The sequence below is a fragment of the Sporomusa termitida genome, from assembly GCF_007641255.1.
Taxonomy (GTDB): Bacteria; Bacillota; Negativicutes; order Sporomusales; family Sporomusaceae; genus Sporomusa; species Sporomusa termitida.
In genome coordinates this window covers 421,410-438,271 of the sequence record NZ_CP036259.1, presented here as the reverse complement: position 1 = coordinate 438,271, position 16,862 = coordinate 421,410, and the positions used below count along the sequence as shown (strand labels likewise).

Sequence of the window (16,862 nt, the reverse complement as noted above, 5' to 3'; positions counted from 1 at the left end):
TTTCAAGCCTCCTGTGGTAAACGGCACCGCCGCCCCTATTTTTGCAGCGCTTTGGTCAATAAGGGCACCACTTCGTACAGATCGCCCACAATCCCATAGTCAGCGGCTTCAAATAGCAGGGATTTTTCATTGGTATCTATCGCCACAATAACCTTGGCGTCCCTAACCCCTACCACATGCTGCACCTGGCCGGAAATTCCCATACCGATGTAGAGTTCGGGTTTAACCTTCTGACCGGAAATACCGATATACCGGTCATTGGGCAGCCAGTGATAATCCTCGGAAATACCGCGGGTGCAGCCAATTTCAGCCCCCACGGCCGCTGCCAGCGCTGCCGCCAGGGACAGGTCCTCTTGCTTGTTTAAGCCCCGCCCCACACAAACCACGCGGCTGGCGCCGGCAATATCCGTCCCCTGACGGACAATGGGGCAGACGTTAGTAACGGAGATTCGCTCATCCTCATTAGCCGCCTCAACAGTCACCACCTCGCCGGCCCCGTTCCCCTGCGCCGGCGCTTCCGCGAACGTCCGGGGCGGGATGGTGACAAATGCCGGCAGCGCCACCGCTTCTGTGCAGACAGCCAGGCCACCATAGATTAAACGGCTTGTTTCAATATTGCCATTGGCGTAAGTTATAGTTGCAGCATCGGTAACAAGGCCGGCCTGCATAGCGGCCGCCACTTTGGCGGCAAGATCTTTGCCCCGCAGGGTTCCGCCTGCCAGAACAACGGCTGCCTCCTCCCGGCCCAGAATATCGGCTACAGCACCGGCATAGCTCTCAGGCCAGGGGTTGCTGCCCCTTACTACATAAACTTTGTCAGCACCGGCGGCAACAAAGGACTGTGCATCCTCACTGTTGGGCGTAAGTACACCAACAGCCTGATTCATACTGGTTTTAAGTTCGAGACCGGCGGTCAGGAGTTGTCTGGCAACTGCGCTATCTTCTGAATAAATCCAAATTCCCGGCATATTTTTTACCCCTTTCCTCTAGCACAGGCCCTCTTGGGCAAGGCTGGCAACTAATTTGGCAACATTATCGGCCTGATCAGCTTCCTTGAAGATGACCTTTTTCCGGTCCATAACATAACCTTGTACCGACAATTTGCGCACCTTCGGCGTCAGGTCGCCGGCAGCAAGCCCCAGGTCATTCAGCTTCCATTCTGCCGCAGGTTTCTTAGCAGCCCCCATAACCTGTTTAAGGCCCGGTATCCGTGGTTTGTTGATTTCCGGCAAAACACTGATCACTGCCGGGCCGGTAACTGTCACCGCTTCCGTGCAATCGCCCAGTTTACGGATAGCCGTAACCTTGCCGTCAGTGATGCTTAACTGCTGAACAAAGGTAATGGCCGGTATGCCAAGTAAAACCGCCAGCCGGGAGGCTGTCTGCTGGCTGTAAGCATCGGCGCTGCCTTCTCCGCAAAGAATAAGAGCAAATTGTCCGGCTTTTTTGATAGCGGCTGCCAATACGTTGGCGGTCACAAAAGCATCTGCCTGTTCTGCCGCCGCATCGCCAATCCAGAACACTTTGTCCAAACCCCGGGACAATGCATCCTTCAGCGACTGCTTTACCGCAGCATTCCCAAAAGTGAGGGCTTCAACGGCGACTCCGTGCTGTTCTGCCAAGAGTGCGCCCGCTTCGATTGCATTTTTGTCATAATCGCTGATTTTGTACTTGGCCTTGCTGGTGTCGAGGGACAAATCCCCGGTAATTTTAATGTCTTGTTCGTCTAATACCCACTTGTAGCAGACAAGAAGCTTTTGCATGATTTTCCCCTTTCTTCTTGGCAGAGAGGGTGCGGCACCCTCTCTTTGTCAATATTTCAGGTTACTTAAACATTAGGCAAGCAAAGCTTCGACGATTGCTTTCTCGGGAAAATCGACGGAGCTTTCCTTAATAATTGCGCCCTTAACATCGCGGTACAGCCGGGATACAACCATTTCCTGGCTGTAGCCATAACCGCCTTCAATCTGAATCACATCAATCAATGCGCTTTGTCCGATCCGGGCGGCAAACAGTTTTATCATCGCCGCTTCCGTCGTAAAGGCTGCTTCATTTTCAATCAGCTTGGCTGCATCATACACTGCCAGCCGGGCCAAATGAATGTTGGTAGCCATCTCGGCCAGCATGGTCTGAATGGCAGGAAAACTGGCAATGGGGCGGCGGAACTGGATTCTTTGTTTGCCGTATTTGACGGCATCCTCCATGGCGGCCTGGGCAATACCAATCACCATGGCGGCTTCCGCCACACTGGCAGCAGCCTGGGCTGCCAGGGCAATTGTCAGCCCAGCTCCTTCCGGCCCTAACAGGTTAGCGGCCGGAACCCTGACATTCTCCAGGCTTAACTCGGCCGACGGGCAGCCACGGAGCCCCATTTTGCCGATAGTCCTGGCTACCGCCAGGCCGGCAGTCTTGCCGTCAACAATAAAAGCACTTATTCCCTTAGCCCCGGCTTCCGGGTTGGTCAGGGCAAAGACAATATAAATACCGGCGGCGCCACCGTTGGCAACATAGCATTTACGGCCATTCAGGATGTAGCTGTCGCCGTCTTTAACCGCCACAACCCGCTGCGCGCCCGCTCCCGGCGCCGCCCCCGGCTCACTCAGGGCAAAAGCCCCCAGTTTCTGTCCGTTGCCCAAAAAAGGCAAATAGTTTTGTTTCTGTTCAGCCGAACCATACCTGTTAATGGCATAGGCCGCCAGCGAGGCATGGTTAATGAGGATAGCCGCCACAGCACCGCTCACCCGTGATATTTCCTCGACCAGCAAGGTATAGCTGAGATAGCCGGCCTCCGCCCCGCCATACTCACCGGGCATAAAAATGCCGAGGAAATCATGTTCGGCCATTTTTTGCACTATTTCTGCCGGATATACGCCTGTGCTGTCAATCCCGGCTGCTGCCGGTTCCACGTACTCTTGCGCAAATTCCCGGGCATTCTGCTGAATCAGTTGTTGCTCTTCTGTTAATGGATAACTCATGCGTACCCCTCCTCTTCTTTCTGCCGCCGCTTATTTAGAATTGAGCAGCAGCCCGGATATAACAATCCGCTGAACCTGATTAGTGCCTTCATAAATCTGAGTAACCTTGGCATCACGCATCAGCTTTTCCACAAAGGAATCGCGGGAATAGCCATAATGTCCCATCAGTTCCACAGCTTCCGCGGTCACCCGCATCGCAGTATCGGTGGCGTAAGTCTTGGCCATGGCGGCTTCCTTGGTATAGGGCACGCCGGCATCCTTCAGCCGGAGGGCATTACGGACCAGCTGCCTGGCAGCCTCCACCTGGGTTGCCATATCGGCCAGTTTAAAAGCAACAGCCTGATGAGTACCGATAGGCTTGCCATTAATGTCCAGGAATTCTTTAGCATAGGTAAGGGCCGCCTCAAGAGCCCGGCGGGCAATCCCCACCGCCATAGAAGCCACAATCGGTCTGGCCATATCCAGGGTTTTCATGGCCAGCTTCATGCCTTCGCCTTCTTTACCCAGCAGATGGTCCTGCGGAATCCTCACATTCTTGAGGATAATCTCCACCGTATTGGAGCTGCGGATACCCATCTTGTGTTCAACAGCCCCGATAATAACCCCCTCGCGCTCTTTCTCCACAATAAACGCACTAAGGCCTTTAACCCCTTTGCCGGGATCGGTGGACGCAAATATAACCATGATATCAGCATAGCCGCAAGTAGTGGCAAAGCATTTTGTCCCGTTCAGCACCCACTCATTACCTTCCAGCTTGGCAGTGGTCGCGCAGGCACCCGCATCGGAACCCGCCCCCGGCTCAGTTAGGGCAAAGCCGCCCATACCGCCGGCCACCAGCCGGCCGTAATATAATTTCTTTTGCTCTTCCGTGCCGGCAATGGCCAGCGGATAAGAACTCAGTCCGTTACCGCCCAGGGTCGTCGCAAAAGCGGCGCAGCCATAACCCCATTCTTCAACAACAACAGCCTGAGTAACGGCGTCGTAACCGGGACCACCATACTCTACCGGTATTGCCATACAATTTAAGCCGGCCTTTTTAACCTCAGCCAGAATAAATTCATGAAATTCCCCTCTGGCATCCCATTCCTCGGCGACCGGGATAATATGCTCGGCCGTAAACTCCCTGGCCACCTGCTGCAATTGCTGCTGCTGCGGGGTAAGTGTCATATCAACCATGTTTTATCACCCTTTCGTTTTGGCTTCGACAAGTTGTCTAAGCTGTCCCCATTTAGGCGCGAAAATCCCGCTGTCCATCGTTTTTAAAGCCGGCGAAATGACAGGTTTAAAGTCCATAAGCGCCAGGACGTCCTTTTCCAGGTCAATGCCGGGGGCAATTTCAGTCAGGGTCATTTGCCCATTTTTCAGGATAAATACGGCCCGTTCCGTGATATAAACCACCGGCTGCCCGACTTTTTGCGCATATTTGCCACTAAAAGTAATCTGTTCAACCATGTCGATAAATTTTTTATTTTTGCCTTCCTTAAGAACGGCCAGCTTGCCATCCTGGACGGCAACCTCCAGACCGCCGGCGGTAAAAGAACCACAATACACTACTTTCTTGGAACTCTGGGTGATATTGATAAAACCGCCGCAGCCCATCGGCCGGCCTTTGAACTTGCTTACATTTACATTACCGTCTTTATCTGTTTGCGCCAGCCCCAGGAAAGCCACATCAATGCCGCCGCCGTCGTAATAGTCAAATTGGGCATGGTGCTCGACTACAGCCTCGCCATTATAAGAATGGCCGAAATGGGGTATACTGGCCGGAACCCCGCCGATGCCGCCGGCTTCGGTAGTTAAAGTCAGCAGCTCTGTCAGGTTCTCTTCCGCGGCAATCGCGGCAACATCGCTGGGAATGCCCACACCTAAGTTCACAATGGTATTAGGCGCTAATTCCAGGGCTGCCCGGCGGGCAATAATTTTCCGTTCATCCATAGGCAGCTCAGGGATGCTGTTTAACGGCACTTTGATATCACCGGCAAAAGCAGGATTGAAGTACAGGCCTTCGGTCTGCCAGCAGCTCTCCGGTTTGGTTGCTACCACAATATGATCAACCAGGATACCCGGGACTTTTACCTGTTTGGGATGCAAGGAGCCGGCTTTAGCCAGATATTCAGCCTGCACAATAACAATACCGCCGGAGTTTTTGGTTGCCTGGGCCAAGGGCAGCGCTTCCATAAACACGCCCTCTTTCTCCATCGTCAGGTTGCCATGTTCATCAACGGTCGTCCCTCTGATAATGGCTATATTAATAGGGAAAGTCTTATAGAAGAGCCACTCTTCGCCTTCAAACTCCACAACTTTTATAGTATCCTCCGTTGTTGCCGAGTTCATTTTAGCGCCATCCACCCGGGGATCAACAAACGTTCCCAGGCCGACTTTTGTAATAAGGCCCGGCCGCTTAGCGGCGATTTCCCGGAACAATTGCACAATGACCCCCTGTGGCAGGCAGTACGCCTCCATCTTGTTTTCCGCCAGCAGTTTGGACATTCCGGCCGATGAGCCGATATGCGCGCCGATCCACCGCTTGACAAGCCCCTCTTTCCCCAGGCGGGTTGTCCCCCGCTCTTTCCAGTCACCGATTGCCGAAGCATGGGTCAGCGTTATATTCCGGGGATGACCGGTTTCCACAAATCTCTTTTCAATAGCCTGCGCAACCTCTTCAGCCCAGGCGGCCAGACCAAACCCGGTCGCAGCCACGGTTGCGCCGTCGGGAATCAAAGCCGCAGCCTGATCGGCGGTTATAACTTTTGACATGATAAATCTCCCCTTTCTGTTTTTAACCATTGTCACAAATAATGTATAAGCAAATTTTGTGCCAATAACAATATAGAGCAAAATGCCGGCGGAATTAGCCGGGATTTCGGTCAGGAGTTAATCTCCCGGGAGGTTTTAAGTACCTTTTTTGCAACAATTTATAAAATTTAAAAAATTGAATGTACCTAATTAGGTACATTCAATTAAGCTGCCCCCTGTTTGCCTTGCTTGCAGCTGGCCGCGAGGCCACTGGCAGGCGAAACAGGCAAAATAAATAACTGGATGTACCTAAGCAGCACACCCAGTTACGCCTGCTAATTTTTTTCGTTTCTCTCTTTCTCAAAAGACTTTAATTTCCGGTACAATACCGTCCGGTAAATGCCTAGCCGTTCAGCCGCTTCCCCCATCCGGCCCCCGCACTCATTCAGCACCTGATATATGTACCGTTCTTCCACAGCCCGCGTTACTTGCTTCAGGGTGCCATTCAGTCCGGCTAACCGGAACGGATCATATTGAGAGCCCAACTCATAAACCTTATTGTCATCCAGCAGCTGTTCTGAGGGATAATTCTGCAGGCTGCTGATAACCAGCCGTTCAACCACATTTCTTAATTCACGGACATTACCCGGCCAGTTGTATTTTTGCAACGAACTTAAGGTATCAGGCATCAGTTGGACTTCCGGTCCGTATTTTTTTTTAAAATCCTCAAAGAACTTAAAAGACAACGCCACAATGTCTTCCGGTCTGTCTCTAAGCGGTGGCAGCTGCAGGGGAATAACATTAAGACGATAAAACAAGTCCGTTCGAAAAGTCCCATCAACAGTCATCTTGTGCAAATCCTTATGGGTTGCCGCAATCAGCCTGAAATCCAGCTTCCGGTTCACGTGACTGCCCAGACGCCTTACTTCGTATGTCTCCAAAACCCGCAGCAGCTTCGACTGAAGGGACAGTGGCATTTCGGCAATCTCATCCAGAAACAGGGTACCGCGATGGGCAGCTTCGAATAAGCCTATTTTTCCGTCTGCACTGGCCCCGGTAAACGCCCCTTTTTCATAACCAAACAGCTCCGATTCCACCAGATGTTCAGGCAAAGTGGCACAATTAACGGCAATAAACGCCTCACCGGCCCGTTTGCTGTGCCGGTGCAGGTACTTAGCCAGGATTTCCTTGCCTGTACCTGTCTCACCATGCAGGACAACAGTACTGTCGGTCTGGGCGACAGTATGGGCCTGCAGCAACAGCTGGCGCATAGACTTGCTTTCGGCGACCACAGTATCCCTGTCCAGGACATAGCTGCGCAAATACTCAACCTCGCGCTTGCGGCGATTAAGCAGTTCACGTTTTTCCGGGCTGCTGCACATATTGCCAGGATCAATCGATCTCCCGGTTGTGAGCACCAGGATAACATTTCCATCCTCATCCAGGATCGGTGTACTTGTTGAAAGCTGCTTAAAATTAAGTTTGGTGGTTAGTTCCCCTTTAATCACACATTTTTTTTCCGCTGCTTCCAGTGCATAGGATTTAGTATAATAGCCATTGCTGACAAGGTCGCGCACATTGGATTTTAACAGCTGATCCACCGACATGTCCATTGTCAATGCAGTCGTAGAATTAGAGAGCAGCACATTGCCATGCCTGTCAGTTACAAATATCGGATTGGGTAGCATATCAAAAAGGCGGTCTAGATTCTGTTTGGAAAACTGATAATTATGCCCTGCTTTCCGGGATTTACGCGGCAATCGCATCACCCTCTCTGCTTTTTTCTTTCGCATCATTCGACATAAATCAACATTATTCCTTCTAATCCATCTATTTCGAATAGTTGAACAATGGCGGAAAAAAGGCAAAAACAGTCTCACCTCGCTAAGTGAAACTGTTTTGCAGTCAATAGTACTAATTATATCTTCCGTATTTCTCCACAGCATCAAAGAAGGCTTTAACATTTTCATGTTTGGCATTCATTGGCAGGTTGCAGCCTGATGAGTACATCAGCCCTTCACCGTTGCGGAAGGTATTAATCAGCTTTTTCGCATACTCATCCAGTTCACTCGGGGCAGCCACCGTAAATAATGACGCACTTACATCCCCCTTAATTGAGCAGTGGCCTTTCAGGATTTCGTGAGCTTTAAAAATATCGGTGGCACTGTCCAGTTCAAGCACAAACTTTCCTTTCGGCAAATCCAGGAAGTATTCCAGATTTTTTGTCCAGTCGGCATCAAAATGGAGGATAGGAACAATGTTTTTTTCTACCAGACGATTTACCATCACTTTAAGCTGCGGCCAGACAAACCGTTCAAAATGTTTCTTGCCGATGAATTGCCCCGAACCCCTGACCCCGCCGACAAATACCCGGTTGACGCCGGTTGCTTTCACAGCAGCTTCACTGCCGGCAATAACAGCATCATTGACAATCCACAATAATTCTTCTATTTGGTCGCCGATTTGGAACATATCCTTATAAAACCGGTCCATTGAACGGACTATCGACAGGGCATCAAAGGGAATCGTCCCCATAATTGCCCCCCAGGTCATACTCTGCCCGCGGGCCAGGGAACGGTCAATCTCATCCTGACGCAGCCGGGCCATTTCCTGCATGCCCTTTACTACTTCTTCCCGGCTGACCTGATGGGCCCGCTCCAAAAATATCATCCGGAATTCCGCCCAGCCCTTTTCTTTGAGCAGAGGATAGTCCTCGCGGGTCATTGCTTCGTATTCATGGATCTGATACTGGGCATTATCCTCCAGCTCCACCCCCGGCATCTTGAAACGCCCCGGGCCGCATTTAGTCGCCACCGGCCCAATCCGTCCGTGCAGCATATATGCATTGCTGTCCCAAACGGGAAAAGCCTCCCAGACTTTTTGCATAGCGTCCTGGGCCTTATCCCAATCCCAGAGAAATTCTTTGTTGGGCATCCCTACAAACTGGCCGGCATATTGTTCGATGATCGGTGCACAGACCACCCGGTCCACCGGTTCAAGATTAATTGTTGCTACCATTCTTTCTTCTGCTGTCATTACATCAGCCATTTAACTTCACTCCCAATTTAGATTTTATATATATATTTTTTTACTGCCTATAATTACAAAGCCCTCTAAACCGTCTCAGCCACCCTTTGCACGTCCCCGGCGGTTGAGGCTAATTGCTGCATTGATACTGAAATCTCACTGGTGGCTGCTGCCTGAAGGGTGCCCAGCTCGGCAGTTTTGGCTAATGTGTCAACAACATAACTGGTATCATGCTGAATTGTTTTTAAAATGCCGGCAATATCTTTGACCGAATTGCTGCTATTAACAGCCATCTTGCGGATTTCTTCAGCGACCACAGCGAAACCCCGGCCATGATCGCCGGCTCTGGCCGCCTCAATGGCGGCATTAAGACCTAATAAATGGAGTTGGCGGCAATCTCACTAACAAATCGCAAAATATTTGTCGTTTTATTGATATCAGCCAATACCCTTTCCCCTCCGATTCGTACCTGGGTTAAATCTGCCGCCAGTCTGGCGGCAGATACCGTAAGGTTCTCCGAGGTTACACTCAGTTGCTGCGTAGTCGCAGCAATTGTATGAGCAACATTTTGCAAAACCTCGTGGGTATGCATGCTGATGGCAGTACCAACAAGACCAATAAACTCGTTATTCTCAGCAAATACGGGTTTAATAATCGCCTTTACCGGAATACCGTATACCTCTTTGGGCACCGCTTTAACGACCTTTTGTTTGCTTTTAATGCATTCAGACATTGCTCCACCCTGTGCGATCTCACCAATCTTTACATTGGCATGGAACGTGGCAGCCGGTACATAATGAAGAATTTTCCCTGAGGATCACATACCATGACAGAACAGTCGAAGGCATTAAGATCCCGGAAGAATTCGGCTGAGCTAATAATCTCGTCCAACGTCATAATCAGCTATGCTCCTTTAACTATTCCTAGTGTCTTGACCACATTATCTAACATCTAACATGGTCAAGACACGAGTACAAAATAATTCACACCTCTATTGATATATAAGCAATTTCTATGCCAATATCTTAAAATTGAGAATACATCAAACATACCGGCATTTTAGCCGCCTTAGTAATGTTTGTATGTTACTATTTTGCAACATTTTTTAAGAGTTTTAAAAACGGCAATGTACCTAAAAAGGTACATTACCGAAAACTCCAGTCAAATTCCTATTTTTTATATTCAGGTTTTTAGCTACACTACAAACTGGGCTATGTCGTTAGTCAGGAGGATTGGTGAGGATAGATGTCATTCCTGCTGCAAGGTAAGCCTAGCCGCCGGCCCGCACAATATGAACAAACCAAATTTGTAACCTTCACTGCTTTGATAGCATTTGTAATCAGAACGCTGTCCCCTGGGTACTCTGAAGATCTAAATTTTATGGCAATAAAAAAACACCTACATTTAGTAGGTGTTTAATTTAACCAGCAACTTCCTAATTTCCCGGGCCGTTTCCAGCCAAGTACCTTCGGCGTTTGTGGGCTTAACTGCAGACTCTTATTACGACATAGGACATGCAGTGTACAATTCAGAGGTACGTGAGTACCTTCCTCTTTCCCACAGCTATCGTCACTGGATATGTATGGCTCCTCGAGTAGGACTCGAACTAGCGACCGATCGGTCAACAGCCGAGTTACGACAGTTGATAGCATCCCATCTGCGTTGTTGTCAGTCCGGGCGTTCCCTCCGACGTACTTCCCAGTACGACTACGGTCACGTCCTCCTTCCGCCTAGCATATGGAATACTCTAAACTGTCTGAGCCTTAAATGAAATTGGCTCCTCGAGTAGGACTCGAACCTACGACCGATCGGTTAACAGCCGATTGCTCTACCAACTGAGCTATCGAGGAATATTTCTCACGGAACTATATATTATCCTATTCACTCGTTGTTTTTCAACTTGCAAATACTGACATCATCATTCCCTGAAAACTTCACAGAAGAAAGATTTGCGCAATAGTAATTTACTGGTTGCCAGTTCGGAGTTACAACATACATTATGGATGTTATCGCTCCGCTCTAACTAAGCGACTCACGCAACTTCCCGGTTCGCCTTTCGGCTCGCGGCAAGCTGGTTCGCTGCTTATGTTTGCACGTCGTGCAAACGAGGGTTTAAGTCAAGTCCTCGGCCTATTAGTACCAGTCCGCTCCATGAATTGCTCCACTTCCACTCCTGGCCTATCTACCTTGTCTTCTTCAAGGGGCCTTACTTCTTGCGAATGACAGACCTCATCTTAAGGCTGGTTTCACGCTTAGATGCTTTCAGCGTTTATCCTTTCCGGACGTAGCTACCCAGCTCTACCCCTGGCGGGATAACTGGTACACCAGCGGTCCGTCCACTCCGGTCCTCTCGTACTAGGAGCAGTTCCCTTCAAGTCTCTTACGCCCGCGATGGATAGGGACCGAACTGTCTCACGACGTTCTGAACCCAGCTCACGTACCACTTTAATGGGCGAACAGCCCAACCCTTGGGACCTACTTCAGCCCCAGGATGTGATGAGCCGACATCGAGGTGCCAAACCTCCCCGTCGATATGGACTCTTGGGAGAGATTAGCCTGTTATCCCCAGGGTAGCTTTTATCCGTTGAGCGATGGCCCTTCCACTCGGTACCACCGGATCACTAAGCCCGACTTTCGTCCCTGCTCGACTTGTCTGTCTTGCAGTCAAGCTCCCTTCTGCCTTTACACTCTTCGCGCGATTTCCAGCCGCGCTGAGGGAACCTTTGGGCGCCTCCGTTACTCTTTCGGAGGCGACCGCCCCAGTCAAACTGCCCGCCTGACACTGTCCTCAGTTTCGTTACTCCTTGAGTTAGAACTCCAGTAAATAAAGGGTGGTATCCCAACATCGACTCCATACAGACTTGCGTCCGCACTTCCCTGTCTCCCACCTATCCTGTACATCATTTACCAAAACTCAATGTCAGGTTGCAGTAAAGCTCCATGGGGTCTTTCTGTCCAGTCGCGGGTAACCTGCATCTTCACAGGTATTTCAATTTCACCGGGTCCCTCGTTGAGACAGTGCCCAAGTCGTTACACCTTTCGTGCGGGTCGGAACTTACCCGACAAGGAATTTCGCTACCTTAGGACCGTTATAGTTACGGCCGCCGTTTACCGGGGCTTCAATTCAAACCTTCGATTGCTCTAAGCTCTCCTCTTAACCTTCCGGCACCGGGCAGGTGTCAGCACCTATACGTCAGCTTTCGCTTTAGCAGGCACCTGTGTTTGTGGTAAACAGTCGCTTGGGCCTCTTTTTTGCAACTCATTCCCGCTTCGTTCGCTTCTGATCTACACGGTTTACAAGCTCCCCTTTTCCCGAAGTTACGGGGACATTTTGCCGAGTTCCTTAACGAGGGTTCTCCCGCGCACCTTAGGATTCTCTCCCCGCCTACCTGTGTCGGTTTACGGTACGGGCACCTGGTCTCTCACTAGAAGCTTTTCTTGACAGTCTGGGATCAGCAATTTCGCCATTATCTCTAACAGCTGCCCATCACTCCTCAGGTTTTAGCATCACGGATTTGCCTGTGATGCACCCTACAAGCTTAGACGCGAATTTCCATCCTCGCGCTTGCCTACCCTCCTGTGTCACTCCCTCGCTCAATCGATTCCAGGTGGTACTGGACTTTTTACCAGTTGTCCATCGCCTACGCTTTTCGCCTCGGCTTAGGGCCCGACTAACTCTGAGCGGACGATCCTTCCTCAGAAATCCTTAGGCTTTCGGTGGACAAGATTCTCACTTGTCTTTTCGCTACTCATACCGGCATTCTCACTTCTATACTCTCCAGCACTCCTTACGGTATACCTTCTTCGTGTATAGAACGCTCCCCTACCCCTTTTGGATGTTGGACTTTAGACGCTGGATTTTGGATTTTTTATTGCTTGGATAAATTTGTTGGTCTGTTTTCCCAAGCGCTCGTAAGAATTGAGCATCTCTTTGCTCTCTTCTTCACTTATATATCCCAAATCTCTCACCATTTTGATTAAAACGGTTGTCTCGTTGCATGAGCCTACTGCTGTTATCAGGAAGTTTTTTAAATCTTGTTGATGCTCTTTGCGTCCATATCCTTCCGCTAGGTTTAGCACTATGGATACAGCCGCCCTTCGCAACTGGCTTCCTATTTCGCAGGTTTCATGTTTCGGAAAGTTTGTCGTTAGTTTGTGTGTTTTTAAAGCCAGTTCATAGGCTAACTTATATATTTCTAAGTTCTCATATGACACTTTTTACACGTCCTTTTCTAACGTCCAATGTCCAAAGTCCAACATCCAAAAAGCCATAGCTTCGGTTCCGTACTTTAGCCCCGGACATCTTCGGCGCAGCGACACTCGACCAGTGAGCTATTACGCACTCTTTCAATGGTGGCTGCTTCTAAGCCAACATCCTGGTTGTTTTTGTATCTCCACATCCTTTGCCACTTAGTACGGCATTCGGGACCTTAGCTGATGGTCTGGGCTGTTTCCCTCTTGACCACGGGTCTTATCACTCGTAGTCTGACTCCCAGGGTTCGAGTACATCCATTCGTAGTTTGACAAGGTTCAGTAACCCATTAGGCCCCTAGCCCTATCAGTGCTCTACCGTCTGTACTTATTTCCTGAGGCTAGCCCTAAAGCTATTTCGGGGAGAACCAGCTATCTCCGCGTTCGATTGGCATTTCACCCCTATCCACAACTCATCCCAAAGCTTTTCAACGCTCACGGGTTCGGTCCTCCACGCATTTTTACCTGCGCTTCAACCTGGCCATGGATAGATCACTGCGGTTTCGGGTCTACATTATCCAACTTTCGCCCTCTTTAGACTCGCTTTCGCTTCGGCTCCGTGTCTGCCACTTAACCTTGCTGGATACTGTAACTCGCCGGTTCATTCTTCAATAGGCACGCCGTCAGCCTCATACGGGCCTTCGACTGCTTGTAGGCATACGGTTTCAGGTTCTTTTTCACTCCCCTCCCGGGGTGCTTTTCACCTTTCCCTCACGGTACTATGCGCTATCGGTCGCCACGAGTATTTTGCCTTGGAGGGTGGTCCCCCCTGCTTCCCACAGGGTTCCTCGTGTCCCGTGGTACTCTGGATTCTGACCCGCAAACTCTCTCTTTCGCCTACAGGGTTGTTACCTTCTGTGACTCATCTTTCCAGATGATTCGGCTAGAGCTCGTTTGTTTGTTGTCAGTCCTCAACCCCAGTCGACCGAAGTCCACTGGTTTGGGCTCTTCCCCGTTCGCTCGCCGCTACTTAGGGAATCTCGTTTGATTACTTTTCCTCCGGGTACTTAGATGTTTCAGTTCCCCGGGTGCCCTCCTAACCGGAGTCAGGTAATGGTGCATGACCACCATTGGGTTCCCCCATTCGGATATTCATGGATCAGGGCCTGCTTGCGGCTCCCCATGACTTTTCGCAGCTTACCGCGTCCTTCTTCGGCTCTTGGCGCCTAGGCATCCACCGTATGCCCTTACTAACTTGACTTGCTGCAACTGCCTATAAGCCGCCATCTGCGTTGTTGCTCCTCAACCCGATTGTTTGCGTACGCGAGTACGCGGCACGGCTCGGGTTTCCGGGGCGCCTAGCAGCTGACACCTTCTAGCCAGTCTCCGCCTCAACTTAAACTTAGCTTATGCTAATTCTAAGTTTGTTTAAATAAATCCTAATTGCGCTTCGTTAAGTTGCTCTTCTCAAAATTACTTTTAAGAAGCATACTTTACTTTTGCTTTCTTCTGTGCAGTTTTCAAGGAACATCGGAACATCTATCTTTATCACAGCCACTTGTATATTTCAACAAGTAGATTGTGCTAGTTTTTGTTCCAGAACCAGCAACTTCCTAATCTCCCGGGCCGTTTCCAGCCAAGTACCTTCGGCGTTTGTGGGCTTAATTACTGTGTTCGGTATGCGGAACAGGTCAAACGTCTTATCGCCACTAGATATCTAATATCTCATGGTTTCTACGAAGACTCTTATTGCGTCATAGAACATACAGTGTACAATTCAGAGGTACGTGAGTACCTTCCTCTTGCCCACAGCTATCGTCACTGGATTTGTGGTGGAGATAAGCAGGATCGAACTGCTGACCTCTTGAATGCCATTCAAGCGCTCTCCCAGCTGAGCTATACCCCCATAGTTTGTTTCAGGAAGATCTATATTATCATTGTTGCTTGTGTATTGCCACAAGTAACTTTTGGTAACACGACCATTCCCTCAAAACCAAACAATGTAAATGCTGTGCATCTGCCAAGATGTACCGACCTTGGAAGTAGTTTAGGGGTTACCCCAAACGGTTCTCCCTAGAAAGGAGGTGATCCAGCCGCACCTTCCGATACGGCTACCTTGTTACGACTTCACCCCAATCATCGGCCCCACCTTAGACGGCTAGTTCCTGTTTGGATGTTAGACCCTGGACGTTGGCTATTGGACTTTTTATCGATTACTTCGTATTCTTTTTTTCCAATATCCAATTTCTAACGTCTAACATCCAAACCGGTTACCCCACCGGCTTCGGGTGTGACTGACTTTCGTGGTGTGACGGGCGGTGTGTACAAGGCCCGGGAACGTATTCACCGCAGTATGCTGACCTGCGATTACTAGCGATTCCGACTTCACGGAGGCGAGTTGCAGCCTCCGATCCGAACTGAGAGCTTATTTCTGCGTTTCGCTTGCCTTCGCAGGTTTGCTTCGCTTTGTTTAAGCCCATTGTAGTACGTGTGTAGCCCAGGACATAAGGGGCATGATGACTTGACGTCATCCCCGCCTTCCTCCGCATTCTCTGCGGCAGTCTCCCTTGAGTTCCCGCCTTTACGCGCTGGCAACAAAGGATAAGGGTTGCGCTCGTTGCGGGACTTAACCCAACATCTCACGACACGAGCTGACGACAGCCATGCACCACCTGTTTTCGCGTATCCGTAGATAGGGATTCATCTCTGAACCTTTCGCTCAATGTCAAGCCCTGGTAAGGTTCTTCGCGTTGCGTCGAATTAAACCACATACTCCACCGCTTGTGCGGGCCCCCGTCAATTCCTTTGAGTTTCAACCTTGCGGCCGTACTCCCCAGGCGGGGTACTTATTGCGTTAACTCCGGCACAGAAGGGGTCGATACCCTCTACACCTAGTACCCATCGTTTACGGCCAGGACTACCGGGGTATCTAATCCCGTTCGCTCCCCTGGCTTTCGCGCCTCAGTGTCAGACACAGTCCAGAAAGTCGCCTTCGCCACTGGTGTTCCTCCCAATATCTACGCATTTCACCGCTACACTGGGAATTCCACTTTCCTCTCCTGCACTCAAGCCTGACAGTTTCCTGCGCCCATACGAAGTTAAGCTTCGCACTTAGACACACGACTTACCAGGCCACCTACACGCCCTTTACGCCCAATAATTCCGGACAACGCTTGCCACCTACGTATTACCGCGGCTGCTGGCACGTAGTTAGCCGTGGCTTCCTCCTTTGGTACCGTCATTAGTCTACATTATTCACATAGACCACGTTCGTCCCAAACGACAGAGCTTTACGACCCGAAGGCCTTCTTCACTCACGCGGCGTTGCTCCGTCAGACTTTCGTCCATTGCGGAAGATTCCCCACTGCTGCCTCCCGTAGGAGTCTGGGCCGTGTCTCAGTCCCAGTGTGGCCGTTCATCCTCTCAGACCGGCTACTGATCGTCGCCTTGGTGAGCCGTTACCTCACCAACCAGCTAATCAGACGCAGACCCATCTCTTAGCGATAGCTTCTTTAGAGTGGCCATCTTTCTTAACTCTGTTATGCAACCGAGTTACCACATTCGGTATTAGCACCACTTTCGCGGTGTTGTCCCCAGCTAAGAGGCAGGTTGTCTACGCGTTACTCACCCGTTCGCCACTAAGTAGTTATTGCTAACTGCTCCGTTCGACTTGCATGTGTTAGGCACGCCGCCAGCGTTCGTCCTGAGCCAGGATCAAACTCTCCAATAAAGTGCATAGTCGGTTACGACTATATATATTGAAGCCGTTTATCGGCTCAATTAAATCAAATTTGTTTTGCTTGTGCTGCAAGTAGCACACCGCACATCTGGCATTTGTATGATGCATTTCTTTACATTGTTCAGTTTTCAGGGAACGACGCGCATGGATGCGCTAGGATCACAGACGTATCAGGACGATACGCTTTGTCTGTG

10 protein-coding genes, 2 tRNA genes and 4 rRNA genes are annotated in these 16,862 nt (G+C 50.2%); all 16 read right to left on the bottom strand.

Annotated elements, in window-relative coordinates; genetic code table 11:
• Positions 1 to 35: 35 nt before the first annotated feature.
• The 16 genes from SPTER_RS01930 to SPTER_RS01865 all read right to left on the bottom strand — a co-directional run bounded on the left by SPTER_RS01930 (position 36) and on the right by SPTER_RS01865 (position 16,659).
• Positions 36 to 968 carry an electron transfer flavoprotein subunit alpha/FixB family protein gene (locus SPTER_RS01930; RefSeq protein ID WP_144348812.1) on the bottom strand — a complete coding sequence of 311 codons (933 nt, stop codon included), beginning with the start codon at positions 966 to 968 and terminating at the stop codon, positions 36 to 38.
• A gap of 18 nt (positions 969 to 986) precedes the next feature.
• Positions 987 to 1,763 (bottom strand): electron transfer flavoprotein subunit beta/FixA family protein, encoded by a 777-nt coding sequence (locus tag SPTER_RS01925; protein WP_144348811.1) that lies wholly within the window; start codon positions 1,761 to 1,763, stop codon positions 987 to 989.
• Between the two features lie 72 nt (positions 1,764 to 1,835).
• On the bottom strand, positions 1,836 to 2,975 hold the full coding sequence (locus SPTER_RS01920) for an acyl-CoA dehydrogenase family protein (protein ID WP_144348810.1): 1,140 nt from the start codon (positions 2,973 to 2,975) through the stop codon (positions 1,836 to 1,838).
• Positions 2,976 to 3,005: 30 nt separating this feature from the next.
• The gene (locus SPTER_RS01915) at positions 3,006 to 4,151 is read right to left on the bottom strand and encodes an acyl-CoA dehydrogenase family protein (protein WP_144348809.1); all 1,146 of its coding nucleotides are present in this window, start codon (positions 4,149 to 4,151) and stop codon (positions 3,006 to 3,008) included.
• Between the two features lie 6 nt (positions 4,152 to 4,157).
• Complete coding sequence (locus tag SPTER_RS01910) at positions 4,158 to 5,732, bottom strand: acyl CoA:acetate/3-ketoacid CoA transferase (RefSeq protein WP_144348808.1); 1,575 nt, start codon at positions 5,730 to 5,732, stop codon at positions 4,158 to 4,160.
• A 314-nt stretch (positions 5,733 to 6,046) separates the two neighbouring features.
• The gene (locus SPTER_RS01905; protein WP_246105441.1) at positions 6,047 to 7,507 is read right to left on the bottom strand and encodes a sigma-54 interaction domain-containing protein; all 1,461 of its coding nucleotides are present in this window, start codon (positions 7,505 to 7,507) and stop codon (positions 6,047 to 6,049) included.
• A 118-nt stretch (positions 7,508 to 7,625) separates the two neighbouring features.
• Complete coding sequence (locus SPTER_RS01900; protein ID WP_144348807.1) at positions 7,626 to 8,759, bottom strand: uroporphyrinogen decarboxylase family protein; 1,134 nt, start codon at positions 8,757 to 8,759, stop codon at positions 7,626 to 7,628.
• 65 nt (positions 8,760 to 8,824) lie between these two features.
• Entirely contained in the window at positions 8,825 to 9,097 is a 273-nt protein-coding gene (locus SPTER_RS25175; RefSeq protein ID WP_144348806.1) for a methyl-accepting chemotaxis protein, read from the bottom strand.
• 14 nt (positions 9,098 to 9,111) lie between these two features.
• Positions 9,112 to 9,471 carry a hypothetical protein gene (locus SPTER_RS25550; RefSeq protein ID WP_144348805.1) on the bottom strand — a complete coding sequence of 120 codons (360 nt, stop codon included), beginning with the start codon at positions 9,469 to 9,471 and terminating at the stop codon, positions 9,112 to 9,114.
• Between the two features lie 29 nt (positions 9,472 to 9,500).
• Positions 9,501 to 9,635 carry a hypothetical protein gene (locus SPTER_RS25545; RefSeq protein WP_281289489.1) on the bottom strand — a complete coding sequence of 45 codons (135 nt, stop codon included), beginning with the start codon at positions 9,633 to 9,635 and terminating at the stop codon, positions 9,501 to 9,503.
• A 525-nt stretch (positions 9,636 to 10,160) separates the two neighbouring features.
• Positions 10,161 to 10,315, bottom strand: a 5S ribosomal RNA gene (rrf, locus tag SPTER_RS01885).
• Positions 10,316 to 10,512: 197 nt separating this feature from the next.
• A tRNA-Asn gene (locus SPTER_RS01880) sits at positions 10,513 to 10,588 on the bottom strand.
• Between the two features lie 263 nt (positions 10,589 to 10,851).
• A 23S ribosomal RNA gene (locus SPTER_RS01875) occupies positions 10,852 to 14,190 on the bottom strand.
• Positions 14,191 to 14,529: 339 nt separating this feature from the next.
• Positions 14,530 to 14,643 (bottom strand): 5S ribosomal RNA (gene rrf, locus SPTER_RS25815).
• A gap of 116 nt (positions 14,644 to 14,759) precedes the next feature.
• A tRNA-Ala gene (locus SPTER_RS01870) sits at positions 14,760 to 14,835 on the bottom strand.
• Between the two features lie 171 nt (positions 14,836 to 15,006).
• A 16S ribosomal RNA gene (locus SPTER_RS01865) occupies positions 15,007 to 16,659 on the bottom strand.
• The 16S, 23S and 5S rRNA genes sit together here with 2 tRNA genes alongside, the layout of an rRNA operon.
• Positions 16,660 to 16,862: the final 203 nt, after the last annotated feature.